This is a genomic window from Microbulbifer maximicatervae (SeqCode) (assembly GCF_052467065.1).
Map to the genome: position 1 here is coordinate 3,493,071 of NZ_CP174299.1, position 26,348 is coordinate 3,519,418.

27 protein-coding genes and 10 tRNA genes are annotated in these 26,348 nt (G+C 51.3%); 29 read left to right on the forward strand and 8 right to left on the reverse strand.

Going from position 1 to position 26,348, the window contains the following annotated elements:
- The first annotated feature begins 7 nt into the window (after positions 1 to 7).
- Positions 8 to 232 (forward strand): YheU family protein, encoded by a 225-nt coding sequence (locus tag ACJJI1_RS15405; protein WP_444916617.1) that lies wholly within the window; start codon positions 8 to 10, stop codon positions 230 to 232.
- Complete coding sequence (locus tag ACJJI1_RS15410) at positions 225 to 863, forward strand: alpha/beta family hydrolase (protein ID WP_444942217.1); 639 nt, start codon at positions 225 to 227, stop codon at positions 861 to 863. Before ACJJI1_RS15405 ends, ACJJI1_RS15410 begins: the two co-directional genes overlap by 8 nt.
- Here the strand turns inward: ACJJI1_RS15410 and ACJJI1_RS15415 are convergent.
- Positions 838 to 1,125 carry an antibiotic biosynthesis monooxygenase family protein gene (locus tag ACJJI1_RS15415; protein WP_413665059.1) on the reverse strand — a complete coding sequence of 96 codons (288 nt, stop codon included), beginning with the start codon at positions 1,123 to 1,125 and terminating at the stop codon, positions 838 to 840. The genes ACJJI1_RS15410 and ACJJI1_RS15415 overlap by 26 nt on opposite strands.
- A 70-nt stretch (positions 1,126 to 1,195) precedes the next feature.
- Here ACJJI1_RS15415 and tusA point away from each other — a divergent pair, with 70 nt between their 5' ends.
- Positions 1,196 to 1,474 (forward strand): sulfurtransferase TusA, encoded by a 279-nt coding sequence (gene tusA, locus ACJJI1_RS15420; RefSeq protein ID WP_444942551.1) that lies wholly within the window; start codon positions 1,196 to 1,198, stop codon positions 1,472 to 1,474.
- Positions 1,475 to 1,549: 75 nt separating this feature from the next.
- On the opposite strand, the gene ACJJI1_RS15425 is transcribed toward tusA, so the two are convergent.
- The gene (locus tag ACJJI1_RS15425) at positions 1,550 to 2,236 is read right to left on the reverse strand and encodes a hypothetical protein (RefSeq protein WP_108732560.1); all 687 of its coding nucleotides are present in this window, start codon (positions 2,234 to 2,236) and stop codon (positions 1,550 to 1,552) included.
- A gap of 293 nt (positions 2,237 to 2,529) precedes the next feature.
- Here ACJJI1_RS15425 and ACJJI1_RS15430 point away from each other — a divergent pair, with 293 nt between their 5' ends.
- Genes ACJJI1_RS15430 through ACJJI1_RS15450 form a run of 5 tightly spaced genes read left to right on the forward strand, consistent with a single transcriptional unit; the run spans position 2,530 to position 7,209 of the window.
- Entirely contained in the window at positions 2,530 to 3,114 is a 585-nt protein-coding gene (locus ACJJI1_RS15430) for an elongation factor P hydroxylase (RefSeq protein WP_413665060.1), read from the forward strand.
- Complete coding sequence (locus ACJJI1_RS15435; RefSeq protein WP_444957215.1) at positions 3,111 to 4,004, forward strand: 5'-3' exonuclease; 894 nt, start codon at positions 3,111 to 3,113, stop codon at positions 4,002 to 4,004. The genes ACJJI1_RS15430 and ACJJI1_RS15435 overlap by 4 nt, the downstream gene beginning before the upstream one ends.
- Positions 4,001 to 5,122 (forward strand): 4-phosphoerythronate dehydrogenase, encoded by a 1,122-nt coding sequence (locus tag ACJJI1_RS15440; protein WP_413665062.1) that lies wholly within the window; start codon positions 4,001 to 4,003, stop codon positions 5,120 to 5,122. The genes ACJJI1_RS15435 and ACJJI1_RS15440 overlap by 4 nt, the downstream gene beginning before the upstream one ends.
- Positions 5,113 to 6,264: an ATP-NAD kinase family protein gene (locus ACJJI1_RS15445; protein ID WP_444894415.1), complete on the forward strand. Its 1,152-nt coding sequence runs from the start codon at positions 5,113 to 5,115 to the stop codon at positions 6,262 to 6,264. The genes ACJJI1_RS15440 and ACJJI1_RS15445 overlap by 10 nt, the downstream gene beginning before the upstream one ends.
- Positions 6,265 to 6,267: 3 nt before the next feature.
- Positions 6,268 to 7,209, forward strand: a complete 942-nt coding sequence (locus ACJJI1_RS15450) for a class I SAM-dependent methyltransferase (protein WP_444957216.1) — start codon at positions 6,268 to 6,270, stop codon at positions 7,207 to 7,209.
- Positions 7,210 to 7,243: 34 nt separating this feature from the next.
- Here the strand turns inward: ACJJI1_RS15450 and ACJJI1_RS15455 are convergent, their stop codons facing one another.
- Both ACJJI1_RS15455 and ACJJI1_RS15460 read right to left on the reverse strand, forming a co-directional pair.
- A complete protein-coding gene (locus tag ACJJI1_RS15455) occupies positions 7,244 to 7,645 on the reverse strand; it encodes a hypothetical protein (RefSeq protein WP_444957217.1) in 402 nt (133 codons plus the stop codon).
- Positions 7,645 to 8,859 (reverse strand): pyridoxal phosphate-dependent aminotransferase, encoded by a 1,215-nt coding sequence (locus ACJJI1_RS15460; RefSeq protein WP_108732567.1) that lies wholly within the window; start codon positions 8,857 to 8,859, stop codon positions 7,645 to 7,647. The genes ACJJI1_RS15455 and ACJJI1_RS15460 overlap by 1 nt, the downstream gene beginning before the upstream one ends.
- 186 nt (positions 8,860 to 9,045) lie before the next feature.
- Here ACJJI1_RS15460 and msrB point away from each other — a divergent pair, with 186 nt between their 5' ends.
- The 19 genes from msrB (at position 9,046) to cyoD (ending at position 20,764) form a co-directional block, all read left to right on the forward strand.
- Positions 9,046 to 9,462, forward strand: a complete 417-nt coding sequence (msrB, locus tag ACJJI1_RS15465) for a peptide-methionine (R)-S-oxide reductase MsrB (protein WP_413665066.1) — start codon at positions 9,046 to 9,048, stop codon at positions 9,460 to 9,462.
- Complete coding sequence (locus tag ACJJI1_RS15470) at positions 9,459 to 10,235, forward strand: DUF1499 domain-containing protein (RefSeq protein WP_282933544.1); 777 nt, start codon at positions 9,459 to 9,461, stop codon at positions 10,233 to 10,235. The genes msrB and ACJJI1_RS15470 overlap by 4 nt, the downstream gene beginning before the upstream one ends.
- A 159-nt stretch (positions 10,236 to 10,394) precedes the next feature.
- Positions 10,395 to 10,470: transfer RNA gene (locus ACJJI1_RS15475), tRNA-Glu, on the forward strand.
- 1 nt (position 10,471) lies between these two features.
- Positions 10,472 to 10,547 (forward strand) — tRNA-Gly (locus tag ACJJI1_RS15480).
- 118 nt (positions 10,548 to 10,665) lie between these two features.
- Positions 10,666 to 10,741, forward strand: a tRNA-Glu gene (locus tag ACJJI1_RS15485).
- Positions 10,742 to 10,774: 33 nt separating this feature from the next.
- Positions 10,775 to 10,850, forward strand: a tRNA-Gly gene (locus tag ACJJI1_RS15490).
- Positions 10,851 to 10,968: 118 nt separating this feature from the next.
- Positions 10,969 to 11,044 (forward strand) — tRNA-Glu (locus ACJJI1_RS15495).
- A gap of 33 nt (positions 11,045 to 11,077) precedes the next feature.
- Positions 11,078 to 11,153: transfer RNA gene (locus ACJJI1_RS15500), tRNA-Gly, on the forward strand.
- A 118-nt stretch (positions 11,154 to 11,271) separates the two neighbouring features.
- Positions 11,272 to 11,347 (forward strand) — tRNA-Glu (locus tag ACJJI1_RS15505).
- 33 nt (positions 11,348 to 11,380) lie between these two features.
- Positions 11,381 to 11,456: transfer RNA gene (locus ACJJI1_RS15510), tRNA-Gly, on the forward strand.
- A gap of 203 nt (positions 11,457 to 11,659) precedes the next feature.
- Complete coding sequence (locus ACJJI1_RS15515) at positions 11,660 to 12,595, forward strand: ABC transporter ATP-binding protein (protein ID WP_444932706.1); 936 nt, start codon at positions 11,660 to 11,662, stop codon at positions 12,593 to 12,595.
- On the forward strand, positions 12,592 to 13,365 hold the full coding sequence (locus ACJJI1_RS15520; protein ID WP_413665084.1) for an ABC transporter permease: 774 nt from the start codon (positions 12,592 to 12,594) through the stop codon (positions 13,363 to 13,365). Before ACJJI1_RS15515 ends, ACJJI1_RS15520 begins: the two co-directional genes overlap by 4 nt.
- Before the next feature lie 7 nt (positions 13,366 to 13,372).
- Positions 13,373 to 14,203 carry an NADPH-dependent 7-cyano-7-deazaguanine reductase QueF gene (gene queF / locus ACJJI1_RS15525; RefSeq protein ID WP_282933541.1) on the forward strand — a complete coding sequence of 277 codons (831 nt, stop codon included), beginning with the start codon at positions 13,373 to 13,375 and terminating at the stop codon, positions 14,201 to 14,203.
- Between the two features lie 179 nt (positions 14,204 to 14,382).
- Positions 14,383 to 15,915, forward strand: a complete 1,533-nt coding sequence (locus tag ACJJI1_RS15530; protein ID WP_444957218.1) for a DcaP family trimeric outer membrane transporter — start codon at positions 14,383 to 14,385, stop codon at positions 15,913 to 15,915.
- Positions 15,916 to 15,949: 34 nt separating this feature from the next.
- On the forward strand, positions 15,950 to 16,531 hold the full coding sequence (locus ACJJI1_RS15535) for a hypothetical protein (protein ID WP_282933540.1): 582 nt from the start codon (positions 15,950 to 15,952) through the stop codon (positions 16,529 to 16,531).
- A gap of 255 nt (positions 16,532 to 16,786) precedes the next feature.
- Positions 16,787 to 17,752, forward strand: coding sequence for a cytochrome c oxidase subunit II (locus ACJJI1_RS15540; protein WP_444957219.1), 966 nt, complete (start codon positions 16,787 to 16,789; stop codon positions 17,750 to 17,752).
- Positions 17,749 to 19,824, forward strand: coding sequence for a cbb3-type cytochrome c oxidase subunit I (locus ACJJI1_RS15545; RefSeq protein ID WP_444957220.1), 2,076 nt, complete (start codon positions 17,749 to 17,751; stop codon positions 19,822 to 19,824). Before ACJJI1_RS15540 ends, ACJJI1_RS15545 begins: the two co-directional genes overlap by 4 nt.
- The gene (locus tag ACJJI1_RS15550) at positions 19,825 to 20,451 is read left to right on the forward strand and encodes a cytochrome c oxidase subunit 3 (protein ID WP_444957221.1); all 627 of its coding nucleotides are present in this window, start codon (positions 19,825 to 19,827) and stop codon (positions 20,449 to 20,451) included.
- Positions 20,444 to 20,764, forward strand: coding sequence for a cytochrome o ubiquinol oxidase subunit IV (cyoD, locus tag ACJJI1_RS15555; protein WP_444912603.1), 321 nt, complete (start codon positions 20,444 to 20,446; stop codon positions 20,762 to 20,764). Before ACJJI1_RS15550 ends, cyoD begins: the two co-directional genes overlap by 8 nt.
- A 29-nt stretch (positions 20,765 to 20,793) precedes the next feature.
- Here cyoD and ACJJI1_RS15560 read toward each other — a convergent pair whose 3' ends face one another.
- The gene (locus ACJJI1_RS15560; RefSeq protein WP_444957222.1) at positions 20,794 to 22,191 is read right to left on the reverse strand and encodes an adenylate/guanylate cyclase domain-containing protein; all 1,398 of its coding nucleotides are present in this window, start codon (positions 22,189 to 22,191) and stop codon (positions 20,794 to 20,796) included.
- Between the two features lie 907 nt (positions 22,192 to 23,098).
- On the opposite strand from ACJJI1_RS15560, the gene ACJJI1_RS15565 reads away from it, so the two are divergent.
- Positions 23,099 to 23,186: transfer RNA gene (locus tag ACJJI1_RS15565), tRNA-Ser, on the forward strand.
- A 946-nt stretch (positions 23,187 to 24,132) separates the two neighbouring features.
- Positions 24,133 to 24,220 (forward strand) — tRNA-Ser (locus ACJJI1_RS15570).
- A gap of 128 nt (positions 24,221 to 24,348) precedes the next feature.
- Here the strand turns inward: ACJJI1_RS15570 and ACJJI1_RS15575 are convergent.
- The 3 genes from ACJJI1_RS15575 to ACJJI1_RS15585 all read right to left on the reverse strand — a co-directional run bounded on the left by ACJJI1_RS15575 (position 24,349) and on the right by ACJJI1_RS15585 (position 26,335).
- The gene (locus ACJJI1_RS15575; protein ID WP_444896630.1) at positions 24,349 to 24,600 is read right to left on the reverse strand and encodes a hypothetical protein; all 252 of its coding nucleotides are present in this window, start codon (positions 24,598 to 24,600) and stop codon (positions 24,349 to 24,351) included.
- A 312-nt stretch (positions 24,601 to 24,912) separates the two neighbouring features.
- Positions 24,913 to 25,428 (reverse strand): hypothetical protein, encoded by a 516-nt coding sequence (locus tag ACJJI1_RS15580; protein WP_444916046.1) that lies wholly within the window; start codon positions 25,426 to 25,428, stop codon positions 24,913 to 24,915.
- Positions 25,429 to 25,705: 277 nt separating this feature from the next.
- Positions 25,706 to 26,335, reverse strand: coding sequence for an HAD-IA family hydrolase (locus tag ACJJI1_RS15585; protein WP_444957223.1), 630 nt, complete (start codon positions 26,333 to 26,335; stop codon positions 25,706 to 25,708).
- Positions 26,336 to 26,348: the final 13 nt, after the last annotated feature.

Here is a 26,348-nt window from a genome sequence, read left to right on the forward strand (position 1 = left end):
TCGCTGTATGATTATTCCCTTCGAACAACTAGAAGCCGATACCCTGCAAAGTTTGCTGGAAGAGTACGCCACTCGCGAGGGCACCGAATACGGTGAGCGTGAAGTGGAACTGGTGGACAAAGTTGCCAGCCTGCGTCGCCAGCTGCAATCCGGCCAAGTGGTGATCTGGTTTGAGCCCGGTGAAGAAACCGTAAACCTGGTCCTGGCCGAGGACCTGCCCCCCGATGTCTGAATGGTTAATCGATAGCCCGAGTGAGCCCCGTGCGCGCTTTCTGTTTGCTCATGGCGCCGGGGCGCCGATGGATAGTGAGTTTATGCAGTTCCTGGCGCAGGGGCTGTGTGAGCAGGGTGTGGAAGTTGTCCGTTTTGAGTTTCCCTATATGGCGCAGCGGCGCACCGGGGGAAGTAAGCGGCCACCCAATACCATGCCCCAGCTGCAAGAGTCTTTTCGCGAGCAAATCGTCCAGCTAGGCTCCGAATTGCCCCTGTTTATCGGTGGTAAGTCCATGGGCGGGCGCGTGGCGAGTCTATTGGCGGATGAATACTGGGGGCAGAAGACGATTGCCGGTGCCGTATGCCTGGGGTATCCCTTTCACCCCCAGGGCAAGCCGGAAAAGCTGCGTACCGAGCACTTGGTGGATATTCGCTGCCAGACCTTGGTGATACAGGGAGATCGGGACCCATTAGGCAGTCGGGCTGAGGTAGAAGGCTACGGATTGGCGAACACCATTGAGGTCGAGTGGCTGGAAGATGGCGATCACGACTTTAAACCCCGTCGCGCCAGCGGTTTTAACCAACTTCAGCATTGGCAATCCGCAGTAGAATTGGCTGCCCAGTTTATGCTGCGATCTCCAGGACAGTAATGCGCTCTTCCCGCACCATCAGTGGGTTGAGTAGATTCATCTGTGCACGGCGCTCCTGGCTAGTATACCAGTGTTGCCAATGGAGTTCAGATTGCCATTTGGAGAGTGTGAAGCGCCGCAAGGGATTGCCCTTCTCGATATAGGTCTGCCCCTCGATAAAGCCTACGGTGCGGTAGGCGCAAGTGAGGATTTTGCGGGCGGCCTCTTCATAGCTGCCCTGCATTTCTGCCGCAATTTCCCGTTCTATCAACACATAGATCATTGTCAGCCCGAATTGCGTAAGCCCTATGAGGATTTTAGTGCGGGCGCAGGGGAATTACCGCGTGGCCCTCATGCCTCTGGAGATGACGACGGCGGTAAAATTGCGCACAATAATACTTATGAAGTCAGATCACACCTTAGATGCCCGTGGCCTCCTGTGCCCGGAACCCGTCATGATGCTGCATTCAGCGGTGCGCAATGTCGCCGATGGTGAAGTGTTGAAAATGGTTGCTACCGACCCCTCTACTCAGCGGGATGTGCCCAAGTTCTGCCAATTTCTTGGATATGAGCTGGTGCAGCACGCAGAGGAAAATGACGAATTTGTCTACTGGATTAAAAAAGCGGAATAGCGGGTCGCGGTTGCTCCAGCCCCCATGCCATTGGCGGGGGCTGGCACACTCCTGAATATTAAGACCCAACAGTCCCTAGGGAGCTGTCACCAGGGCAGCGATAGCGGCCAGGGCTTCGGGGTCCTCGGATTTAATTTTGTTAGCGATATGGTGTTGGAAAAAGTACCGGAATCCCTCGCTCTCCTGCGCGGGGTACAGGCAGTGATCCCCCGGTAAAACCGGAGTGGTTTCAACGATATCGTGGTCTATTAGCATGCCGTGAATCTCCCCGTCGGCGTGCAACCTCCAGCTGACGACCTCAATCAGTGTCAGGTTCTCGCGCTGTTCATCCATAAACACAGCGTGGGTGCCGATGGTGTCGGGGATCTCCTGGAGTACTTCCTCAGCTTTATTGCTCTCGTATTCAAAGTATTCCGCCGCAGTCTCCAGCTCGACGATCTTGTGAATGGGGGGCTGATGAAAGATTTCCTCAATGCCGGGGTCATAGTAGCCCTCAAAGCGTCCGTCGAGAGGGTCCTTGATGTCGGGACAGGCCACTATGGTGTTTAACCAGGGAACGAGGCCTACGACCTCGCCATTTGCTTTGAGACCCCAGCATAAAACTTTCAGGCTATATAGATCTGTGCCGCTGGAGTTGTTGGAGTAGAGCATTTCCAAGCCGTCTAGCTCCGGCGATAGGCGAATAAAGCGCCTGTCCGCAGAAGTTTCGATGGGCTCGCCGGTGAAGAGGTCAACCACATTGTTGATACTGTGGTCTGTCATGGAACACCTCCTTGCAGGGCCGGTTGTATACCATCTCCACGTCAGATGAAGGTGCGACAGCGAAATGCCCTACCTCTGAAGGAAGACTGGGGCAGGAGGGTGTTTGATTGCTTTAATTCCCTCCTCGGGGAGACGCTAGAAGGACACGCCCTCTGCGGCATCCCTGTTCCTAAAGGTATATGTTGATTTGCCGAAATACAACCAGCGCCTTTTGCGCCCCGCAAGCGCCTGCGCTTTGATCGGGGCGCAGGCGTTGATATAGTCCCCGCCTTTGAGGTATCCCGGAGAACGCCTTGCCTGTTGCAACCGCAGAAATGGCTTCTGTTCCTACGAAACTGCCAATGGCTGATCGTATCGTCAGAGTCTTCGATCACTGTTTTTCAGACCCAAATGGGCTCAATACCCGACTTCGCGGGGGCTTTTGCGAGCCCTATTACCGGCCCAGGGGGGAAGGTCAACCCTACCACCAGGTAGAGTTCACCCTGGACTATGCCGCCAGCGCTTTGCATGAAGTCGCGCACTGGTGTGTCGCCGGAGAGGCCCGGCGGCAGTTGCCAGATTACGGTTACTGGTATGCGCCGGATGGTCGCAGTGCCGACCAGCAGGCTGAGTTCGAGCAGGTAGAGGTCAAGCCACAGGCCCTTGAATGGATCTTTGCACGGGCTTGCGGACTCAAGTTCCGCGTGAGCGCCGACAATCTGGAGAATGGATTGGGCGCCAGCGACCCGTTTAAAAAGGCCATCTGGCAGCAAGTTCTGGACTATTGTGATACCCGGCCCAACCCTCGGGCCTGTGCATTCGCCGAAGCCCTGATGAAGGAATTCGGTTGTCCCAATCCTTTTGACCGGGGCAGCTACCAATTGGCGGATCTCTCTTGAACAGTTATCTCATAGACGCATCGGTATATATTTTTCGCTACTACTTTGCGCTGCCGCCCAACTGGGAAAGTCGCAGTGGCTACTCCACTGAAGCCGTTTACGGCTTTACTAACTTCCTGTTGGATATGTTGGCGCGACAACCGAGCTATATTGCCTGCGCCTTCGACGAATCATTGGGAAGCTGTTTTCGCAATGAGATTTACCCGGACTATAAGTGCAGTCGCGCATTGCCAGATGAAGCCCTGGCTTTCCAGCTCGCAGCGTGCCGAGAAATGGCTGAGGTACTGGGTATTGCCAGCTTTTCCAGTGAGCGCTACGAGGCCGATGACATACTGGCCACGTTAACTCGGAAGCTGCACCGGCATAACCCAGTGGTCGTGAGCCGGGACAAGGATCTGGGGCAGCTGCTGGCTCGGGGCGCTGTATCCCTGTGGGATTTTGCCAACGACCGGCACCTGGATGGCGAGGGCGTGCGGGAAAAGTTCGGTGTGCGCCCGGAACAGATTCCCGACTATCTGGCCCTGGTGGGAGACACCAGCGATGATATTCCCGGGATACCCGGCGTTGGCCCAAAGACAGCGGCACGCCTGTTAGAGACATTCGACACTATAGAAATGTTGCTGGAGCAGCTCGATACCCTTGCCACAATGCCCATTCGCGGAGCCAAGGGATTGGTGGCCCGGATAGAGGAATACGAAGAGCAGCTGCACCTCGCCAAGCGCCTGACCAGTCTTGAGGAGCGGGTTCCCCTGGATATAAAGCTGGCAGATTTGTGCCCACAGCCGGTGGATGTCTATCTGGCCCGAGCCCTGGCGGAGGAATTTGGTATCGGCGGCCTGAGCAAGAAGATTGAACGCACCTTAGCGGGTGTTGATGGAGAACTTACATGACGGATAGCGCTGCACAGAGTGCGGGATTAAAAATTGTCGCCGATGAGAATATTCCTGCGTTGGAGGAGTATTTCGGTGATCTGGGAACGCTGGAGCGCTACCACGGCCGCACCTTGAGCCGAGAACAATTAATTGATGCGGATATTTTGTTGGTGCGCTCGGTCACCCAGGTTGATCAAAGTCTGCTAGAGGGGACTCGGGTGCGCTTTGTTGGCAGCTGCACCATAGGCACTGATCACCTGGATACCCAGTGGTTGGAACGCAATGAGATCTTCTGGAGCGCCGCGCCTGGCTGCAATGCCAACTCCGTGGTGGAGTATGTTTTCTGCACCCTGGCCGCACTGGAAATTGACTGGCATGGGCGCAGCTTCGGCATAGTGGGCTGCGGCAATGTTGGCGGGCTTTTGCAGCAGCGCTTGCATGCCCTCGGGGTTTCCTGCGCAGTTTACGATCCTTGGCTACCGGAAAACCCGGATGCGAGTGAGCTGGCAAAGGTGCTGAGCCAGGATATTGTTTGCCTTCACGCACCGCTGGTTAAGGGCGGCACCTACCCCAGTTTCCATATGATTGGAGCAGAGCAGTTGCGCCAGCTTCGCGATGGCAGCGTCTTGATTAGCGCCGGCCGGGGTGGGGTGGTTGACAACCGGGCACTGCTGGCGGAAATCCAGCGGGGCAAGCGTTTTACTTCCGTATTGGACGTATGGGAGAACGAACCGGATATCGATACTGAATTATTGCAGCATGTTGACCTGGGGACACCGCATATTGCCGGTTACAGCCTGGATGGAAAGCTGGCCGGCACCCGTATGATTCGCGAGGCCTTGTGCCGGGAATTGGGTATTGCACCTCTGTCTGCGGAATGTCAGCCGGCTGTTACATCTAAAGCGATCACGGGAGACTCAGCAGCAGAATTACTGTTGCAGATGTACAACCCCCGCGCGGACGATCGCCGCCTGCGCGCGGCTGCAGCAGGTGATGTGCCGATGGAGAAGGCTTTTGATTTGCTGCGTAAAGAGTACCCCGAGCGCCTGGAGTTCAGTCACTACAAAACTTCAGCCCAGACTTTGGGTGACGAAGAGAAGCGGCAACTGGAAGTGTTGGGGTTGGCGTGCAGTTAAGTAAACAAGTAAAAAAGCTTGGTTTAATCATTAACCCCTGGGCTGGCATTGGCGGCCCGGCAGGTCTCAAGGGGAGCGATGGTGCCGAAACCGTGCAACGCGCGCTGGACGCAGGTATCGAACCCCAGGCAAATCAGCGTGCGGCGCTGGCCCTTGAGGAGTTAAAACCCTATAAGGATGAGCTGGAAATCCTGTGCTTTGCCGGCGATATGGGGGCCAGTACAGCTCGTAAACTCGGTTTTTCTGTCTGTGAAGTGGGCGTGGCTGAGTGCTCGCCATCCTCACCGGAAGATACAGAGCGTGCAGCAGCCACAATCCGCAACAATGGTGCAGACCTCATTGTTTTTATTGGCGGTGACGGCACTGCGAGAAATATCGTCAATGCCCTGGGAGATAATTTCCCGGTACTGGGTATTCCCGCCGGAGTGAAAATGCATTCCGCCTGTTTTGCGATTTCCCCTAAAGCGGGTGGTGAGGTTTTGCGCCGTCTGATGGCGGGGCAGCTGGTGGACCTCGCTGAGCGTGAAGTGCGGGATATTGATGAGCAATCATTCCGCAGTGGGCGGGTAACCACGCGTTACTACGGCGAATTGCTGGTGCCCCAGGAAGGTCAGTTTTTACAGGCGGTAAAAAATGCCGGCCGCGAAGTGGAAGAGCTGGCAGTTGCGGATATCGCCGCAGAGATTACCGAAGACCTGGACCCGCAAACCCTGTATGTCGTTGGCCCAGGCTCTACTACATTGGCAATCCTCAGCGAGTTGGGCTGTGAGGGGACACTGTTGGGGGTGGATTTATTACTGGATGGCCAGTTGTTGCAGTTGGATGTCAGTGCGCCTCAAATTGAACAGGCTATTGCCGATCACAGCGGGCCGGTAAAAATCATTCTCACCGCCATTGGTGGCCAGGGTCATTTAATTGGCCGGGGTAACCAACAATTGTCAGCCAATGTACTGCGGCGCGTTGGGCGCGATAATTTAATCGTGGTTGCAACTAAAACAAAAATTACGGAATTGCATGGGCGCCCGCTATTAATCGATAGCGGTAACCCCAAGCTTGATAAACGGTGGAGTGGTTTTATTCGAGTGGTTACCGGCTACCGGGATGCCATTCTTTATCCACTGAGTAACGGGGATATTCAATAAGCGATGAGTGCAGATTGGCAGTTACTGCTGGAGCAGGTAGAAAATAAACTAGGACAAAATGTTGGCGACAGCCGTCGTTTTTTTCACGGCCGGGGTCGCAGCTATGAGGGTTTGGAGCAGGTTTGCGTCGACAGCTTTTTCCCCGCTTTGCTGGTGACTTTTTTTGAAGAATATGAAGGTGAAGTAAAGCTGTGTGAAAAACTCTGGCAAATGGCCGAGGCGCGAGGTTATCAGGGGGTCGCTGCGCAGCGACGCTATCTCCCTGGGGCACCTTTACAGTGGCACTTTGGTGAGCCGGTAACAGACCCGGTCGCGCAGCGTGGAGACCTTAAATTCCCCCTCACGTTTGATCGACAAAATGTGGGTTTCTTCCTGGATATTGAGCCGGGCAGGGCCTGGCTTGAAGAGCAGGTGCGTGCAAGAGCTGGGCAAACGTCGGCAAAAATGCTCAATCTTTTCGCTTTCACCTGTGCCTTTTCTGCGGTCGCGCGAGCGGCAGGTGATATCGATATTGTCAATGTGGATGTCAATCGCGGTGTTTTAAATCGCGGACGGGAAAATCACGAGGTTAATGGGCTGTCGCTCAAAGGGGTTCAGTTCCTGCAATTCGATGCACTGCGTCAATTCAAGCGCTTCGACCGTCGCGGCCCCTTTGACCTGGGCATTGTCGATCCGCCGACGCGACAAAAAGGTCGCTTCGATGTCAGTCAGAATTATGAAAAGTTGCTGAGGCAGCTGCCCGCTTGTCTCGCCGCTGAGGCGGATCTGCTGATGGTGATCAACTCTCCCCGGCACAGCGAAGCCCAGTTTAGGGAGTTAATCCTCGGATCTGACAGCGGTTATGAAGTTGTAGCGCGCTTGGAGCAGAACCCGGATTTCCCTGATCGGGACCCGGATGCTGCCCTAAAAATGTTGCACGTTAAATATCGTCGCCAATCCCAGTAATGACGATTGCCAATGCCGCGCATTAAGGAGCCTCTTACAGCGCGGCAAACTCCCGCATTAAGCGCTCCATCAGCGCCTGCAACTGGCCTGATGATCCCTCGCGCACAGCGCTGTTGAGCAACTGGGCGTTGCTCTGTCCGGACTCAACTCCGGCATTAATCATTAGCAGGAAACCCTTGTGGGTTAATACCGCATCCTCCATCGCCTCCTGGCGCACCAGCTGGGAAAAGCTGATATAGCCACTCTGCTTAAGCCAGGTCATGGACCCCAGGCAGGCTAAATGGCGGGGGGAGTGCAGCCCGTACTCATCCGGTGAGTCGGGGCCGGAAATATCTTCCACGTAAACGGTTGCCGGTACCGGGAATTGATTAAACATTGCCAGCAGTACCCTGCCGGCATCCCGGTAAAAATCGTGAATATGTAAATCGTCCAGCATCAGCAGGAATATCGCTCTAAAAAGTCGCCCAAGCGTTCCATCGCATGCGATAAGTCGTCGGCACGGGGCAGGAAGACAATGCGCAAGTGGTCCGGTGCATCCCAGTGGAAGGCACTGCCTTGAGCCAGTAGTATTTTTTCCTGGCGCAGGAAATCCAGCACCAGCTGCTCGTCATTTTCGATCTTATGATGATCCAGATGCAGCTTGGGAAACAAGTAGATAGCACCGCTAGGTTTGACACAGCTCACACCGGGAATGTCATTGAGCATGCGGTGGGCCATATCTCGCTGTTGGCGCAGGCGCCCGCCGGGCAGGACCAAATCGTTAATACTCTGGTAGCCACCGAGAGCGGTTTGTACTGCGAACATGGCGGGTACATTGCCGCACAGGCGCATAGAGGCGAGTATTTCCATCCCCTGGATAAAGCCCTTGGCCCTGTGTTTGGTGCCGCTGATAACCATCCAGCCAGAGCGGAAGCCGGCCAGGCGGTAGGACTTGGAAAGGCCATTAAAACTCAGGCAGAGCACGTCCGGGGCCAGTTTGGCCATCGGGGTAAATTCCGCATCGTCGTAGAGAATCTTGCTATAAATCTCATCGGCGAAGATCACCAGGTTGTGACTGCGGGCAACCTCGACAATATCCTCCAGTAGTTCCCGGGGATAAACGGCGCCAGTGGGGTTATTGGGATTGATAACCACTATGCCCCGGGTTTTTGAAGTGATTTTTGCTTTGATATCCTCAATATCAGGCAGCCATCCGGACTCCTCATCGCAGCGATAGAGAACCGGCTTGGCACCGGTGAGGTTGGTGGCGGCCATCCACAGGGGGTAGTTGGGCATTGGCAACAGCATTTCGTCGCCATTATTGAGAAGGGCCTGGGTGCTCATGGAAATCAGTTCGGAGACGCCGTTGCCCAGGTAAATATCGTTAATCTCGACACCCGGGATACCCAGGGTCTGGCACTCTTGCATAATGGCCTTACGCGCAGCGAAGAGCCCTTTGGACTCGACGTAGCCCTGTGCCTCAGAGAGATTGTGAATGACGTCTTGGATAATCTCGTCGGGGGCGTTAAAACCGAAGGGGGCAGGGTTGCCAATATTCAGCTTGAGGATGCGGTGGCCTTCCTCTTCCATGCGCTGGGCCTGCTCCATCACGGGGCCGCGAATTTCGTAGCAGACGCCGTGCAGTTTTTCTGATTTATTGATGTCCTTCATGGTGACCTGGAAGCTCTATTGCAGAGCAGGAGCGGCCCAGGGCCGCGAGTTCAGTGCGCGAAAACCGGGTAATGTCCACCAGCGGTAGGTACCACTCCTGCGGGAAACCGGGAACCGATACATATAGGCATTGCCACAAAGTGACGCCTGACCGGAAACCCCAATTGATTACGGAAACACTAGAGTATGTCAAAACAGATGGATGAGAACTACTGGCGGGATAAGCTTACAGATGAGGAGTTTGAGGTCTGCCGGGAAGGTGGGACAGAGGCGCCGTTTAGCGGCGAATATTGGGATGTTTTTGACGATGGCGTCTATCGTTGTCGTTGCTGTGGCGAGGTTTTATTCGGCTCGCAGTCAAAGTTTGAGAGCGGTTGTGGTTGGCCCAGCTTTGATGCGGAGCATTATGAAGGTGCGGTGAAGGAGCTGCCTGACAGCAGCTACGGTATGCAGCGTGTAGAGATTCGCTGCAGTAAGTGCGATGCCCATCTCGGTCATGTGTTCGACGATGGCCCCACCGATACGGGACTTCGCTACTGTGTGAACTCTCTATCGGTGAAGCTGGACCAGGGCAGTGATGAAACGGAGGATGACACTGAGTGACGGAATCACACTGGAGTAATTGGCTATTGCGGGTGCAGTGGATTCTGTTACTGCTGATCGTCCTTGCGGCTGCCGCTTTGCGTTACGGGTTGCTGCACTTCTCTGTGGTTTTCAAAATATTTGTGTTTTCTGGCGGTGCAGCCTTGGCAATTGCGCTACTGAGCCTGTTTGTTTTTGTCTGGGGAGTGAGCAAGAGCAAGCCGTTGGTGCGCAGCAATGCTCTGTGGGCGGCGTTGCTCGGACTGCTGCCGGTGGCAATACCTCTGGTAACCGTAGGCAAGGGCAACTTCGATGTGCCAAGAATTCACGACATCAGTACCGATACCCGCAATCCCCCCCAGTATCAAGAGGTATTGAAGTTGCGCCAGAAAGGCGACAACAGTGCCGAATACGGTGGAGAGAAGGTGGCCGAATTGCAGCGGGAGGCAGATATATATGCCGATATAATGCCGTTGCACGTGGACTTCCCGATAGCTCGTACCACTGAGATCGCTGCTGAAGTGGCCGAAGACCTGGGCTGGAAAGTGGTTTCCTATGAGCCTCAGCGGGGCCACCTGGAGGCTGTAGCGAAAACACCGATCCTCGGTTTTACGGACGATATCGTTGTACGGGTCAGCGCTGACGTGGGTGGTGGCTCCAAAGTCGATGTGCGTTCCAGCTCCCGAGTCGGGGTCAGTGACTTAGGTACCAATGCGAAGCGTATCCGCCAATTTCTGGAAGAGTTGCACCTGCACGCGCTGGTGCTCGAGGGAACTGGCACAGAGCGGTACTAGAATGCACTCCAGAAATGGCTGGGTTTTGTAAGTGTCTGACAACAAAAGAAAAAAAATCAAAAAGAGTGTTGACAGGTTTAGCGGTGATCCATAGAATGCGCCCCACTTCTGACGCAGGGCTACACTCAAAGGTGGAGCGAAACGACAGAAGGTTTCTGGGTCCCCATCGTCTAGAGGCCTAGGACACCGCCCTTTCACGGCGGTAACAGGGGTTCGACTCCCCTTGGGGATGCCACGCGGGAATAGCTCAGTTGGTAGAGCGCAACCTTGCCAAGGTTGAGGTCGCCGGTTCGAACCCGGTTTCCCGCTCCAAATTTCCGCTTTGCGAGATGATCTCTAGTCAACTCGGAAAGCACGCCACCGAGAAATCAGTGGCATCGCCATGGACAGCATGGCAGCACCGGATCGAAAGGTCGAAGTGCAAGTTTCTGTCCCCATCGTCTAGAGGCCTAGGACACCGCCCTTTCACGGCGGTAACAGGGGTTCGACTCCCCTTGGGGATGCCAATACGACCCGGTAGCAATGCTACCGGGTCAATTGCGGGAATAGCTCAGTTGGTAGAGCGCAACCTTGCCAAGGTTGAGGTCGCCGGTTCGAACCCGGTTTCCCGCTCCAATTTTCTGCTTTGCGAGATGATCTCTAGTCAACTCGGAGAGCACGCCACCGAGAAATCAGTGGCATTGCCATGGACAGCATGGCAGCACCGGATCGAAAGGTCGAAGTGCAAGTTTCTGTCCCCATCGTCTAGAGGCCTAGGACACCGCCCTTTCACGGCGGTAACAGGGGTTCGACTCCCCTTGGGGATGCCAATACGACCCGGTAGCAATGCTACCGGGTCAATTGCGGGAATAGCTCAGTTGGTAGAGCGCAACCTTGCCAAGGTTGAGGTCGCCGGTTCGAACCCGGTTTCCCGCTCCAATTTTCTGCTTTGCGAGGTGATCTCTAGTCAACTCGGAGAGCACGCCACCGAGAAATCAGTGGCATTGCCATGGGCAGCATGGCAGCACCGGATCGCAAGGTCGAAGTGCAAGTTTCTGTCCCCATCGTCTAGAGGCCTAGGACACCGCCCTTTCACGGCGGTAACAGGGGTTCGACTCCCCTTGGGGATGCCAATACGACCCGGTAGCAATGCTACCGGGTCAATTGCGGGAATAGCTCAGTTGGTAGAGCGCAACCTTGCCAAGGTTGAGGTCGCCGGTTCGAACCCGGTTTCCCGCTCCAAAAATAAAAAGCCGCTCAATCGAGCGGCTTTTTGTTTTTCCGATATAGTAATTCTTATCTTCTGCACGGTTACTTTTGCCCGGGACTCCTGCAAGTTCCGGTTCATCCCACCAAGTGACGTGTATGAAAAACCCTAGCTCCCCTCAGGTTGAAATTATTCGGGCAAGCGCGTTGAATAACGCTCCCCACTATAGGAGTGCAAAATGAGCGCTGCGCTATCGATCCATAACTTACAGAAAACCTACGACAATGGTTTCCAGGCCCTGAAAGGCATCAGTTTTGACGTGCAGCCGGGAGACTTCTTTGCGCTGCTGGGTCCCAATGGGGCGGGGAAGTCCACCACAATCGGTATCATCTGTTCCCTTGTGCGCAAAAGCGGTGGCTCAGTGTCGATTTTTGGTGAGGATATCGACGTCGATTTTGCTGCGGCCAAGCGCCTGTTAGGTGTTGTGCCACAAGAATTTAACTTCAGCCAGTTTGAGAAAGTGTTCGACATTGTCGTTACCCAGGGCGGTTTTTACGGTATGCCGCGCAAACTGGCTGAAGAACGCACTGAGAAATACCTAAAACAGTTGGGTCTGTGGGATAAACGCGCTACCCAGGCGCGCATGCTCTCCGGCGGTATGAAGCGCAGATTGATGATTGCCCGCGCGCTGATTCACGAACCGAAGTTGCTGATTCTGGATGAACCCACAGCCGGAGTGGATATAGAGCTGCGGCGTTCCATGTGGAGTTTCCTGGAAAAAATAAACCAGCAGGGCACCACAATTATCCTCACCACCCACTACCTGGAGGAAGCCGAGAGCCTCTGTCGCAATATAGCGATAATCGACAAGGGCGCTATTGTCGAGAACACTTCGATAAAGTCACTGCTGAAAACCCTGAACCGGGAAACCTTTATCCTGGATTGCGCGGAATTTTTCACTGAGTGCCCGGACTTGTCCGGTTATGAAGGGCGTTTGCGGGACAATCACTCACTGGAAGTCACTATTGAAAAGGGGCAATCTCTGACCGAGGTATTTGCGTCATTGCAGCGGCAGGGCATCACAGTTACCAGTATGCGAAATCGCGCTAATCGCTTGGAGGAATTGTTCCTGTCCATGTTGTCGGAAGAAAAAATGTCGGGGCTAGAAGAGTGAAGGGCAGATTAATCTGGATATCATTCAGCACTATTTACCGTCGGGAAGTCCGGCGCTTTATGCGTATATGGCCACAGACCCTGGTACCGCCGGTAATCACTATGTCACTGTACTTTGTGATCTTTGGCTCCCTGATTGGTCGGCGAATTGGTGATATGGGGGGCTATCCGTATATCGAGTTTGTTGTGCCGGGTTTGATCATGATGTCGGTGATTACCAACTCCTACGCCAACGTAGTTTCGTCTTTTTACAGCGCTAAATTTCAGCGCAGTGTGGAGGAGCTTCTGGTTTCGCCAACGCCGAATTGGGTGATTATGGCGGGCTATGTACTCGGTGGCGTGTCACGGGGATTAATGGTGGGGTTGATAGTGACTCTCGTAGCGATGTTTTTTACCTCACTGACGGTAGAGCACATCTTTGTCACGGTAGCGATTGTATTTTTGACGGCGGTGCTGTTTTCCCTGGCTGGGTTTATCAATGCTATTTTTGCCAATAGTTTTGATGCTATCTCTATTATTCCGACCTTTGTATTAACTCCCCTCACATACCTGGGAGGCGTGTTTTACTCTATCGACCTGCTGTCGCCTTTTTGGCAGGGGTTGTCGAAATTGAACCCCATTCTTTATATGGTGAACTCCTTCCGTTACGGCATTTTGGGTGTTTCCGATATTAATGTTGTCGGGGCATTTTTTGGCGTCCTGGTATTTATTGCGCTTTTGGCATCCTGGGCCATTTATCTGATGAGCCACGGTAAGCGACTGAGACATTGAGAAATTTATGACAAGAGAAGACTGGCAAAACCTCCCCCTGGGGCAGGAGACCACCTACGAGTCCACTTACAACCCCGAGTTGCTCCATCCAATTCAGCGCTCAGTATCCCGAGCCCAGTTGGGGCTCTCTGCCGGCGCAATGCCTTTCTTTGGAGAGGACGAATGGTGGGGTTTTGAGCTTTCCTGGTTAAACCCCAGGGGTAAACCACAGGTGGCGGTGGCTCGTTTTAGTTTTCCTGCAGAAAGCCCCTGCATGGTGGAGTCAAAATCCTTCAAGCTGTATTTAAACTCTTTCAACCAGAGCAAGTTTGAATCTTGGAGATTGGTACAGGATGCCCTGGTGCGGGATCTCTCTGCAGCGGCGGGGGCAAATGTCGGCGTTACCCTGATGGATGTGGAAGATGCAGCGCTGGCAGTTGAGAAGCCAGAGGGCTACTGTCTGGATCATCTCGATATAGAAGTGAATAATTACGAACCGGACCCCGCACTCCTCGCCCTCGAAGGCGGTGAGGAAGATGTGAGTGAGGTTCTTTATAGCCACTTGCTGCGCAGTAATTGTCCGGTAACGGGACAACCGGATTGGGCGACAGTAGTTGTGGACTATAAAGGGCCGGCACTAAAGCGAGAGGCACTGTTGGCTTATATTGTTTCCTTCCGCGAACACCAGGATTTTCACGAGCACTGTGTCGAGCGTATCTTTTGCGACTTGCAACAGTTGGCGGAATTTACCGAGTTAACTGTATGTGCCCGCTATACCCGTCGTGGCGGCTTGGATATTAATCCGCTGAGATCGACTCGCATTGAGAAACGTATGCCTCCGCGTTTTGCCCGTCAATAATTTCCTTTCTTAAGTGCCACCGGAGTCCTCGGTGGCATGGCCCTTCAATTCCAATCTTTGCCAGATGCCGACCTGGGTTGGCGCTGCGGTCTCTTAAGCTACGCTTTCCAGATAGGCCGGGGAAACCGACAGTGCAGTTGTGTTGGCCGCCCCACAGGAGGTGGAGTTGAGGCTGACAGATGGAGATTAATACCCAGTCCCCAGTAATTCCTGCCGTAGTAATCGGTTTTGCCCCACTTCTTTTTTCCCAATCCTCCACTGCAGAAGTTTATGTTAAAGCTGATGATCTGATACGGGTGATTGAGGCCCAGCAACAGCAGCTGGAAGAGCAGCAGGCCCAGATTCAGCAACAACAGGCAGACCTCGAAGCCCTGCGTCGGCAAATTGAGCAAATGCAACGGGCACCACCATCCCGACCGTCTCTGGAAGTAACTCCTGTACAGCCCGTTGAAGCACCGGTGAGCAAGGAGGACATGAATGATTTACAGCGACAGATTGAGGAAATACGCCAAGAAGTTCCACCTGGTTCGCTGCCTCCGCCGCGGGCCCAGTCTGATCAGGCGGTACCTGACCCCAGTGACATCGAAGATGTGATTGCCAATGCGACAACGGAGTGGCCTGGCTCCATTCCCTTGTTGGGAAATACCATGAAGGCGAAGATCAGTGGCTTTGCGGACTTGGATGTCAATTATGATACCGACGCGATCATCAGTCCCGCACAATTTGTACCTGCCGATATTGTGACTTTCGACAAAACGGCTGCAGAGGGAGCGGACGGGCAGACAGAATTTACCGTGCAGACCTCCAGGTTGGTATTTGAGACCCTGCAGCACTGGGAGGGACGTGAATTTAAAACCCTGATTTCGATGGACTTCCTGCAGGACTCTAGTGTTACCACTCCCAACCCCCGTATGCGCAAAGCTTATGGAGAAGTGAGTAATGCGCTTTGGGGGGGCAGTATTCTTGTGGGGCAGCAGTGGTCAACATTCGCGAACTTGGAAGCGGTCCCCAATACCCTGGATTTCCAGGGGCCTAATTCGGCATTTGGCTTGCGCCATTCAATGGTCCGATGGATTAAGAGGTACGGGCCACAGTATTACTTTAAGGTGGCTATTGAAGCGCCGGATTCACAAATATTCGAGGATGCAACCGAGGTTGCCCGCTGGCCCGATGCGGTATTTGCGCTGGAGTCGGACTTGCCTAGGTCCCAGGTACAAGCGGGTTTGGTATTAAGGGATTTGCGCGCGAGTGGCGATCCGGATTCAGCCGTATCGACTACCGGCTGGGGATTAAATTTAAGCGGCACTTTCAATATGCCCGGCGTACTTTCCAAGGATGTCCTTTATTACTCTTTGTCCGTCGGTGCGGGATATAGCGGTCTACTTAATGACGCGCCACCAGATGCAGCTTATGATTTTTTTGATAACTCCGTAGAGGCACTAAACACTACAGCCTGGTATCTGGGGTACCAGCACTGGTGGACTCCTTGCCTGTATACCGTAGCGACCTACGGCAGGGTAAGGCAGGATAATCTGGACTTCCAACCCGGTGAGGCCTACAAAGCAACCCAATACCGCAGTATCAATATTGTCTGGTTACCCTTTCCCCGTTGGTTGACTGGAATCGAGGTGCTCTACGGCGCTCGCAAAGACAAAGATGGAGATAGGGGGTCTTTGGTGCGGACACAATTTACGACCCGAATGACGTTTTAAAAAAGTAAAGTGTTTAAACGAGGTGTTCAGGTATATGCGAGTCAAACGAGAGAAGGTATTTCAAGCACGAGTTATTCGGTTGTTATGCAGCCTTTCAGTGATTTCTCTTCTGCTCGGATGGACTTCAGCCAGTACCGTGGTTACGCGGGTATGGCAGTCCCCATATATTGGTATTCAAAGCTTAGGAAAAACTCTGGTACTCGCATATACCCTGGTACCGAGGCCGATAGTCGGTGGGCAGGTAGAAAGGGAGTGGGTCATGCAACTGCAGGATACAGGCATTGATGCGCATTCCTGGAGTGCTCTGGGGGCAATAACTGGTGTTCCCTCAATGGGGGAGATTGCACCCTTACTCCGGGAGAGGGGATTTGACACTTTATTGGTTACCCAATTGTTGGCATTAAAACGGATCAACCCGAATATCCGCAACTCCCAGGTTGCTGTTGTGGAGACACGCCTATATTCGGCGCCTAGTGACGAAGTTTATTGGTCGGTTCAGTCGGATACTTTTTTATACAAGTATTCAGGGGAGGAGCTGCGCCATCCCAATGAGAGAGATTTGCGTGAGTTTGTAGAGGTGATGATTCGCACTATGTCCGGCAATGGCGTTTTATAGCCGCAAATTTTTCGTGATTTTTATCGAACCTTTCTCCAGGGCAATAGAACTGTTGTATTCAGCTATTCTGGTGAGACAAACCGTTGATGGGCCTATCAAAGAGTGCGCGTTCAATGGTTCGAAAGGGAATTCAAAGCGTTAGCTGGAATAGATGCCGGCTAACTACTTTTGGCGGTAGGCTTTACCATGGATTGGAATCTAAAAGCCCCTGTGGTTTTTTGGCGTGCGTATTTAAGGTACTGGAGATGTGTTGATGTGCACGCTCCACGATTATTATTTATTCTGCCAGTATTTCTCTCAATTTTATTAATCCCCCATTCTGCTAGTGCCTCTGAAACCTTTTTGATGCCGTTGGGACCAGTGGCAGAGGAACAGAAAGTACACTTCTTTTGGGCTATGGCACTCACCATGGTCGCTGTTCTCCCGGTATTTATCTTGGTGCCAGTAATCCTCTTTAAATACCGAAGAAAAAAAGGTCACGGATTCTATGCGCCAAAATGGGAAACCTATGGTCCGCTCGAAGTAATTATGTGGGGTGTGCCATTCCTGGTCATAATTGTGCTGTCAGTGATGCTCTGGCGTGCAACGGCGCGGCTCGATCCCTACAAGGAAATACAGGGCGTTGTCCCCCCGGTAAAAGTGCAGGTGGTGGGGCTCGACTGGAAGTGGTTATTTATCTATCCGGAGCTGGATATTGCAACGGTCGGTGAATTGGTTGTACCAGTACACACTCCAGTCTCAATGATATTAACCAGCGACACGGTAATGCAGTCGTTCTTTATTTCTGCACTGGCTGGGCAGATTTATGTGATGCCGGGTATGACGACAAAGCTCAATTTTATCGGTACAAAAACTGGCGACACCAGAGGGGAGAATACCCAATATACCGGCAATGGTTTTGTCGACCAGAATTTTGCAGTCAAGGTTGTGACTGATGAGGACTTTGAAGCCTGGGTAAAGCAAGTACGGACGGGTGGGATTGTCCTGAGTCCAGAAAATTATAACCGCCTGGCACAGCGAAATACCAAAAAACAAGCATACAAAGTCTTGGGGAATAGCAAGATGCCAGAAAATACACTGTATTTTAACTTGCCGGGCACAGACCTTTTTCACGAAATAGTAATGCGTTATCACTCCGGTAAACCGCTGAGCATAGAAGAGCAGCCCGGCACCCGAAAATTCGGCCGGGGCGAGGATGATGCCGAGGGAGTGCAGCCATGAGCAATTTGGATTACGGTTGGCTGGGTAAGCTCAATTGGGATTCTCTGGTATTTAGCGGGTTTCTTGAGCGGCCCTCAGTCAGTGAGGCCGTTGCCAGTGTGGCGGGCTCGATAGTAATACTGGCAACAGTGGGAATCCTGTTTTTATTGACCTGGTTTAAAGTCTGGGGAACACTCTGGCGGGATTGGTTGACCAGCACTGATCACAAAAAAATCGGCATTATGTATATCGCTTTTGCGATCGTGATGTTGGTTCGAGGTTTGCTGGAGGGAATGGTAATGCGTGCCCAGCAAGCCGCCGCACCGGAAGGTTTCCTCTATGCAGATCACTTTGCCCAGTTGTTCAGTACTCATGGCACCATAATGGTGTTTTTTGTGGCAGTTCCGTTTTTGGTGGGCCTTATTAATTTCGCTATGCCGCTGCAAATTGGTGCCCGTGATGTGGCCTTCCCGGTACTTAATCAAATCAGCCTGGCGGTGACAGTTTCCTCCGGTATTTTGTTGATGGTCTCTCTGGTGGTGGGGCAGTTTTCTACAGGGGGTTGGTCGGCTTATCCACCTTATACGGGGGCGGATTTTAGTCCCGGGGTTGGGCCTGACTACTGGATATGGGCGATCGTATTTTCTGGGGCGGGGACCACATTAACGGGAATTAATTTCACCGTCACCGTGTATAAATGCCGTGGTCCAGGAATGCACTTATTCCGTATGCCACTGTTTTGTTGGACCGTACTCTGCGCCTCCATTCTAATGATTTTCGCAATGCCGCCTCTCAGCGTTGCCGCACTGATGTTGGGCTTGGATCGCTACCTGGATTTCCACTTCTTCACCAATGACCTCGGTGGAAATATGATGAACTATGCCAATTTGTTTTGGCTCTTTGGTCACCCTGAGGTCTATCTATTGGTGTTGCCAGCCTATGGGATTTTTTCCGAGGTCTTTTCCACCTATTCGGCCAAAACCCTGTACGGTTATAAATCCCTGGTGATTGCCACCATGTGTATTGCGATCCTGTCCTTTACTGTGTGGTTACATCACTTTTTCACCATGGGGCAGAGTCCGACGATCAATATTGCCTTTGGTATAGCGACTATGCTGATCGCGGTGCCGACCGGGGTGAAAGTATACGACTGGATGGCGACCATGTATCGCGGTCGAATACGTTTTACCACTCCAATGGTTTATGCCATCGGCTTTTTAATTCTGTTCGTGATTGGTGGTCTGTCCGGCGTTATCCTGGCTAACCCCACTGTCGATTTCCAAGTGCACAATACACTGTTCCTGGTGGCGCATTTCCACAATGTTTTGATTCCCGGCGTGCTGTTTGGAATTTTGGCGGGGTACAACTACTGGTTCCCCAAAGCATTTGGTTTCCGCCTTAATGATAAGTGGGGCAAGCGCTCAGCCTATCTCTGGTTTGCAGGATTTATGGTGACATTCTTCCCGCTCTATGGCGCCGGCTTATTGGGGATGCCAAGACGATCATTCAGCTATGCCGATCTCACATTCAAGCCGTACATGATCGTTGCTTTTATCGGCGCAATGATTGTTCTGGCGGCCTTAATTTCGCTGGTTATTCAATTTATCGTAAGTATCAGGGACCGAAAGAAAACCCAGGTTCCTGTGGGTGATCCTTGGGATGGACGGTCCCTGGAGTGGAACTCTCCCGCTCCAGTACCAGCTTATAACTTTGTTGAAATACCCAAGGTTACTGATCGGGATGCATTTACTGAGGCTAAGGAGCACGGTGAAGCCTATAAGCGGCCTAAAGTCTATCGAGACATAGAGCTCCCTAAAAATAATCCTCTCGGATTTATTTTGTGCGTTGTCAGTGGAATTTTGATGTTTGCCCTGGTTTGGTACATCTGGTGGCTTGCACTGATCTCCGCATTAACCATTTTGGTTGCAGTTATCGCGGCCACCTTCCGTAAAGAAACGGAATATATTATTCCTGCCAGTCAGTTAGAGAAGGATACGGAAGCTTGGTTGGCCTTGGTCGAGAAGAGCGAGGCAGTGAGCCGGGACCTGGAAGATTCCCCGCGAAATGTCGGCCTTGCGAAGCTGGAGATCTAAATGAATCCCGTCTCTTCACCGAAAAGCCCAGGCAGCATCAATCCCCACGAAGCCATCCACAGAGATCCCGATATGGTGATCTTTGGCTTCTGGGTCTTCATGATGAGCGACCTGATTTTCTTTGGGGTGGTATTTGCGATTTATATCACCATGGTGGGCGCTACCGCCGGAGGGCCGGGCCCGAAGGAACTTTTTGATTTCGGCAGCTTGTTCGCCCAAACGATGCTTCTGCTAACCAGCAGCCTCACTGCGGGTATTGCGACAGTTATTGTTAAGCATGAACGCAGTCGCGCTGCCTTTCTATTTTGGGTGGTGATAACCCTGTTGCTGGGTCTGGGTTTCCTGGCGTTGGAACTGTATGACTTTGCCGGGATGGCCGAGAAGGGAGGGGTGCCACAGCGCAGTGGTTACCTGTCAGCATTTTTTGGTTTAGTGCCCTTGCACGGTCTCCATGTTACTTTCGGCTGTCTATGGATGATCGTTTTGATCGTTCAGGTTTTCACTATGGGATTGGGGGATGTCGTAAAGCTGCGCTTTCTGCGCCTGGCATTGTTCTGGCATTTCCTCGATTTGATTTGGATCGGAATTTTTTCCGTGGTTTATTTCGGTGGCTGGGTCTATGGCTAAAGAACCGACTTTTGCACAACACCTGCGGCTGTATATCACAGGTTATATCCTGTCTATTGTGCTCACTCTAGCGGCTTTTGCCGCAGTGCTGACGATCGGAAGGGAGAATAAAAGTGTCTTGATTCTCGTTGCGTTACTAGGGGTTGCGCAACTGGTGGTGCAATTAAAATATTTCTTGAACGTAACGACCCAGCGGGACCGGAGGGATAACCTGGCGTTAATCCTTTTCTCTAGCTTAATTCTTTTGATTATTGTGTTGGGTACAGTCTGGATTATGGGGAACCTGGCGGTGCGTATGCATACTACTATGTAGAATTCTACGCTTACACACCTTTTATAAAATTAGATAATGACTTTGCTCTTCAGGTTGGATGCCGCTTTTTGCAGGGACTGTAAGACCTTTTCCTTATCGTAATTTCGGATTTTATCCAAGTCTAAATGCATTGAGAATCCGGGGGCATGCTCCTCCAGGTAACTCTGTTGGCCGCCCAGGTTCTTACGCAGATCAGTAACCTGGTAAACCTTCACCGGAGTACTAATACCTTTTACGGTGATATGCCCTTTGTCCCGGCACATTACCGTGTGTTTGATCATGGCCCAGGTCTCGTGGCTAATCAGGATTTCTCCCGGCTGGGCGGCGCCTTCCAATCGCGAAGCGAGGTTAACGTGGGTACCCATCACCGTGTAAGACTGGTAGTTAGCGGTACCAAAAATGCCGACAGTACAGTAGCCGGTATTAATACCCATACGAACCTGCAAGGGGCGCGAGATACCTTTGTTATACCATTCCTGCTTCATTTCACGTACGCGTTTACGCATCGCCAGGGCCATAGCTACGCAGCGCAGAGCGTCTGACTTTGGTCCTTTACTCTCATCGTCCCCAAAAACAACCATTACCGCATCGCCGATAAACTTATCGATAGTGCCGCCGTATTGCCCAGCGATGCGTGCCATTTCAGAGAGGTAATTATTGAGCAGCTGGGTAAAGGTCTCTGCCTCTAACTCCTCGGTGAGCTGGCTGAAGTCTTTGATGTCAGAAAAGAAAACGGTGAGGAGCTTTCGCTGGGTCACCAGAGCTTCTTCATCCCCTGTAGTGACAGAGCGCCACAGCTTTTGTGGCAGGTACTTGGAAAGCTTGTAGGAGCGAACCTTGCTAACGCGTTGCTCAACCATCAGGGAGTGATTGGCTTCCTTAAGCTGGCCAATCTGGCGGTGGGTAAAGAATGCATAGGCGCATAAATAGGCCAGAATACAGATCAGGCTCACGGTGCTGATAGTGAGGTCAGCGCTCACTAGCAGAGATGGCTCGTGCATCAGGTACCCGATAACGACCCCAACCAGTAAGCCGGTATTGTGCTCAAACCAAGCGCGACCACCGCCGCCCCCAGTGAGGGCATTCAGCTGGGCCATGGTAACCAGCAGCAGCGAGGGCAGCATGCTGAAGTCTGCCAGGGATATGGTGATGCCGATCAGTACTGTATCCAGGAAAGAGAGGCAGCGGCGGGTTTTCAGTGCTTTTTTATCGCCAGTTTTGTAGAGGATAAATTGGGCGAGAGCGGTATAAGCAATGATAAAAAGAGCAGATCCGGTAATAACCAGCTTGTCTGATTGCCATGGCGCATCCCAATTCACCGCGTTTGCCAGGGTACCGGCAGCGGCAAATAAAATCAGGGTGCGAAAATAGGTGGAGTAGCGAGGGTTAACATTCCGCCCCGTGCTCTCCTCAAGCTGGTCCTGCATTTGTGTTGTTCTTTGTCCGTTTGAGCAGAAAGTGAACACCTTGCGCGTTGGCGATAGGGTGGCTCCGATTTCCCCATCCACCGTATAGCCACGCCGTGACTCCAGCAGCGCAGTTTACTCTTCCGAGGAACAGAATGCGAAAAAACTGTGCATGCAAGTGATATTTTTCTCGTTGTTGTTGCCAGTGATATTACCGCACCTCCAGCCTCAGAACCTCCCAATTTTCATGGCAGATTTGCAGTTTAGGCAGGGAGGGTACCTTAGGGCTTTGCGTATCAAGGTTTATATAGATAGCGACCACTGACTCTACAGCAGGCCAAGGATTATGACAGGGTGCTTTTCCGACATTATTAACCTAGATCAATCTGAGCTCAGGAATCCGGGCGACTTGTACCAGGTGAAGGGAAAAGGGGGGTGTCAGCAAAAGGCAAGTTTTCCTATAACTGCTTTAAGGGATTGGGTATCGGCCTCAGATAAAGCCGGGCTTATATTCACCTTTGAGTCAAGGGGTTACATAAGTTGTACAGCCCATATATTGGAGAACTGAAGGGGCAGAGCAGGCCGGAAAACTAATGCAGGCCGGAAAACTAATGCTGGTCGGGCTAATATAGAGCCTGGATCAATCGACTCACAGAGTCTAGCCACCAAACCTGCGATAGCTGAGGGGCTCATTTGAAGGGGCAAATAGCCGTGGTGACTTGTAGCGGATAGTCTGAACTCCCTCATGATGCCCCGTTTTAACAGCCAGAGAGACTTTTTTCGCATTAGTGCTTGCACAACAAGGAACATTTGGGTAAAGTGCGCGCTCTCTCGACGACACAGCAGCTATCTTCCTGATTTCCTTGAAGATTTCGCTGAAGAGAGAGACCGCTACAACGCGGAGAGCCCTCGCGAAGGGTGACGATTTGGTGAGGTGTCCGAGTGGTCGAAGGAGCACGCCTGGAAAGTGTGTATGTCGCAAGGCATCGAGGGTTCGAATCCCTCCCTCACCGCCATCTTCTAAAAGCCCGGCTTATGCCGGGCTTTTTTGTTTCTGCCTTTCGATTGGTTTCTCTATGTCTTTTTTGGCGATTCTACTCGTCAGCCCAGAGATTTTTGGGCTTTGCTAAGGGGGGATCTCATCTTAGAAGGGTTTGCCAAATACTACTGCGTTTATAATTGATGAGCTGTTAGATTTAAGGGGTGCACAAAAGCCTCTTTACTCATTCTGCTGTAGTATTTTATATAGATCCTCATTTTTGTTGCTATTATCCCTGCTGTCTAAATTATGGGCTAAGTTAGTTTTGAGGGAATTTAAACTGCGAGTTAGCTCTTCTCCTTGCTTTTGCCTGCAGCTCCACTGTCTACTTTTTTGGGTTAAAGTCATACATATTTATATTTTGGCTCTTATTGAGGCAAATTATCTAAATAAAATTTGTACCTACTAAGTAAAAACTTCTTATTCAGCAACCTTCTCTACTTCCTATTTTTTCTTTCATTTAGAGTGGCTTGTTGGAAGTTTGCACTATCGGCCATTTAAATAATGGCAATAGTCTCAGAACTGCCTCCAAAGTTTTTGGAGGCAGTGAGAGTTACGCTGCCGGCATCAACTCACTACGCCGAGTTATCAGCTATAACGCAATAAACAACCCCTAACAGGGGCGGGCGCAAAGCTTTTTCCAAGCATAGTTGGCCAGTTTGGCGGCGGTGTAAGAGGAGGCGGTTGGGGAGCCATTCAATGGCTTATGTGGGCTCTCAGGGAAGCCGCTAGTAGCTGAGCATGAGCACCAAGATAAAGGTAAGTACACATTCACCCCAGATTCCACTGGAATTTTCTTCGACATTTGGGTAAAGTGCGCACTCTCTCGACGATATAACAGCTATCCTATTGATTTACTTAAGGGTTTTGCTGGAAAGAGAGGCCGCTTTAAGGCGGAATGCCCTCGCAGAGGGTGACAATTTGGTGAGGTGTCCGAGTGGTCGAAGGAGCACGCCTGGAAAGTGTGTATGTCGCAAGGCATCGAGGGTTCGAATCCCTCCCTCACCGCCATCTTCTAAAAGCCCGGCTTATGCCGGGCTTTTTTATTTCTGAAGCTTTTGTTCTTTAGTCTTGAGTATCAAAGACCTTAGCTGTCACTGCTTTCTCCTATAGACGGAGGAGGCTGCTAGGCAGAGACCCTATTTATTACCGCAATATTCATCAAAATTGCTGGGAGTGTTAGCAAAGCCAGCCTTCTCTGCAAGTTCCCATGGTCGTTCGCATTCTTTAGTTTTACTACACCAAAGGTAGCCGGCTGAGTTTATACATCCGTGGGCATCCTTGTCTGAACCGACCGGTGTGGTGGGCTTGGGATCCTCTGGAGTATCTGAGGAGCACCCCATTAGGGAGGCGACTAGAATAAAAGCGGCGGCTTCTTTGATTTTGAGCATTACAATCACCAGAAAGTTAAGGTTATTGTTAAGTATACGATTTAGAGCAGCACCCATCACAAATCGTGCCTGATTGTTACTTCAAGGCCAAGTGTGTTTTTTATATTATTATCAAATTTGAAAGGGTATGGGTTTGATAAGCCCTTTCAGTCTAGTAGCTTATCTGCAAATCTGGCTATACTTAAAAATCACCCTCTCGATAGCTCTCAAAAGTCCTGGTTACTTTAATATCCTATCTTAGAGCTGTGATATCTCTATCGCAGGAAAAAATAAGTCCGTAAGTAGTAGCGGATTGCCTAAATTTACGGTATTTCATACTGACTTCACCATACTGGCAAGCAGTTTTTCACATGCTCTATAGAGAATAGGTTCTAGCTCTTTTGCTCCAAAAACAGGCCTATATCTGAGCATCCCTCTTAGGCTGAATACTCCTGAAAAATATTCTCTCCATGGCATTTTCTCTCGAGCCCTATAAGAGGAGTGTGTTTTATTGGAGTCGGCGTAATAGAGTCGAGCTGCGACTTCAATCTTTGGCCGCCAGAATACAGGCATTGCACCAAATTCTCCAAAGTATGCGGTGTCAAACTCACCCCCTCTTACTTTTAAGACTACAACCTCTAGTGCTAAATCATTGGATTTAGGTTCTATTCGACTCGATATATGTGGTAAGGAGAAAATTTCTACCAGCCTATGACGAATGCCCGCCTCTAAATCTTCGCCCTTAAAAGCCCCCCAAGCACCAATCTTGCTAAATTCATTCTGTGAGACGACAATCATTTTATCCAGATAGACTCGTGGTTTACTCTTTTTAAATAACTTTGAGAACATTCTTACTGTAGCCAGATATAGGTTTTGTGAGGATGGGTGCAAGGGTTAGTGCTGAAGGTATCGTGTGAAACCGACATCCTATTAGACATGGAATGATAGGTTTTCTGTCTATATTTTGCACTACTGTTAATGGCTAAATTGTATCTCCCATGGGCAAAGAGCCAAATAGATATTGCTTGCCGGGAACCATCTTTTCTCTGCCGCCCATAATGACCGGTTGTAGCATGAGCTTGAATGAATGATGTTAATAAACTAAAGGTATAGTGTTCTTGGGGGATTAGTTACCTATTAGTTTTGGTAACTCTCTCATCGCTTGAAAGGACACTACGCCAACGGTATTAGATTCCTCGTTAAGATGATTAAAAAAGTAAGTTTTCATGCCTGCTTCTATACCAGCCTGAACTCCCACTGGTCCATTATCTATAACGGAGCAGTTCTCAGGATGGTAGCCCATACTTTTTGCGGCATGTAGGTATATGCCTGGATCAGGCTTCCATATGCCTACTTCATATGAACTGAATAAATTATTTCCGAAATACTTAGATTGCCCGCATATATCTAATGAATGCTTGATTTTTTGCAGGGGGCCGCTAGATACTACCGCTTTCTCACCATCAAGTGCCTCAAGAGCGTCTGCTACACCTTCAACAGGTTTTAACTCTCTGATAAAGAGTTTTGTGACTATATCGCGATAAGCTGCAACAAAATTGCTTTTTAGTTTGATGTTATTCTCTTCTTCTAATAGGGATAGAATGCTTGCCAGTTTCCAACCCCGAAATCTTATGACCAGTTCATCAGCATCTAGTTTTATTCTGTAATTTTCGAACATCATAGCTAAGCCAATACTGGAGAGATGTTCGCTATCAACTAAGGTGCCATCGTTATCAAAAAGTAGGCATTTGCTCACGGATGAAGCTCGT

Bases quoted from the DNA above. Each gene is read 5' to 3' on its own strand.
- ACJJI1_RS15405 (WP_444916617.1), top strand. From the start codon at position 8: ATGATTATTCCCTTCGAACAACTAGAAGCCGATACCCTGCAAAGTTTG.
- ACJJI1_RS15410 (WP_444942217.1), top strand. From the start codon at position 225: ATGTCTGAATGGTTAATCGATAGCCCGAGTGAGCCCCGTGCGCGCTTT.
- ACJJI1_RS15415 (WP_413665059.1), bottom strand. From the start codon at position 1,125: ATGATCTATGTGTTGATAGAACGGGAAATTGCGGCAGAAATGCAGGGC.
- tusA (WP_444942551.1), top strand. From the start codon at position 1,196: ATGCCTCTGGAGATGACGACGGCGGTAAAATTGCGCACAATAATACTT.
- ACJJI1_RS15425 (WP_108732560.1), bottom strand. From the start codon at position 2,236: ATGACAGACCACAGTATCAACAATGTGGTTGACCTCTTCACCGGCGAG.
- ACJJI1_RS15440 (WP_413665062.1), top strand. From the start codon at position 4,001: ATGACGGATAGCGCTGCACAGAGTGCGGGATTAAAAATTGTCGCCGAT.
- ACJJI1_RS15450 (WP_444957216.1), top strand. From the start codon at position 6,268: ATGAGTGCAGATTGGCAGTTACTGCTGGAGCAGGTAGAAAATAAACTA.
- ACJJI1_RS15455 (WP_444957217.1), bottom strand. From the start codon at position 7,645: ATGCTGGACGATTTACATATTCACGATTTTTACCGGGATGCCGGCAGG.
- ACJJI1_RS15460 (WP_108732567.1), bottom strand. From the start codon at position 8,859: ATGAAGGACATCAATAAATCAGAAAAACTGCACGGCGTCTGCTACGAA.
- msrB (WP_413665066.1), top strand. From the start codon at position 9,046: ATGTCAAAACAGATGGATGAGAACTACTGGCGGGATAAGCTTACAGAT.
- ACJJI1_RS15515 (WP_444932706.1), top strand. From the start codon at position 11,660: ATGAGCGCTGCGCTATCGATCCATAACTTACAGAAAACCTACGACAAT.
- queF (WP_282933541.1), top strand. From the start codon at position 13,373: ATGACAAGAGAAGACTGGCAAAACCTCCCCCTGGGGCAGGAGACCACC.
- ACJJI1_RS15530 (WP_444957218.1), top strand. From the start codon at position 14,383: ATGGAGATTAATACCCAGTCCCCAGTAATTCCTGCCGTAGTAATCGGT.
- ACJJI1_RS15535 (WP_282933540.1), top strand. From the start codon at position 15,950: ATGCGAGTCAAACGAGAGAAGGTATTTCAAGCACGAGTTATTCGGTTG.
- ACJJI1_RS15545 (WP_444957220.1), top strand. From the start codon at position 17,749: ATGAGCAATTTGGATTACGGTTGGCTGGGTAAGCTCAATTGGGATTCT.
- ACJJI1_RS15550 (WP_444957221.1), top strand. From the start codon at position 19,825: ATGAATCCCGTCTCTTCACCGAAAAGCCCAGGCAGCATCAATCCCCAC.
- cyoD (WP_444912603.1), top strand. From the start codon at position 20,444: ATGGCTAAAGAACCGACTTTTGCACAACACCTGCGGCTGTATATCACA.
- ACJJI1_RS15560 (WP_444957222.1), bottom strand. From the start codon at position 22,191: ATGCAGGACCAGCTTGAGGAGAGCACGGGGCGGAATGTTAACCCTCGC.
- ACJJI1_RS15575 (WP_444896630.1), bottom strand. From the start codon at position 24,600: ATGCTCAAAATCAAAGAAGCCGCCGCTTTTATTCTAGTCGCCTCCCTA.
- ACJJI1_RS15580 (WP_444916046.1), bottom strand. From the start codon at position 25,428: ATGTTCTCAAAGTTATTTAAAAAGAGTAAACCACGAGTCTATCTGGAT.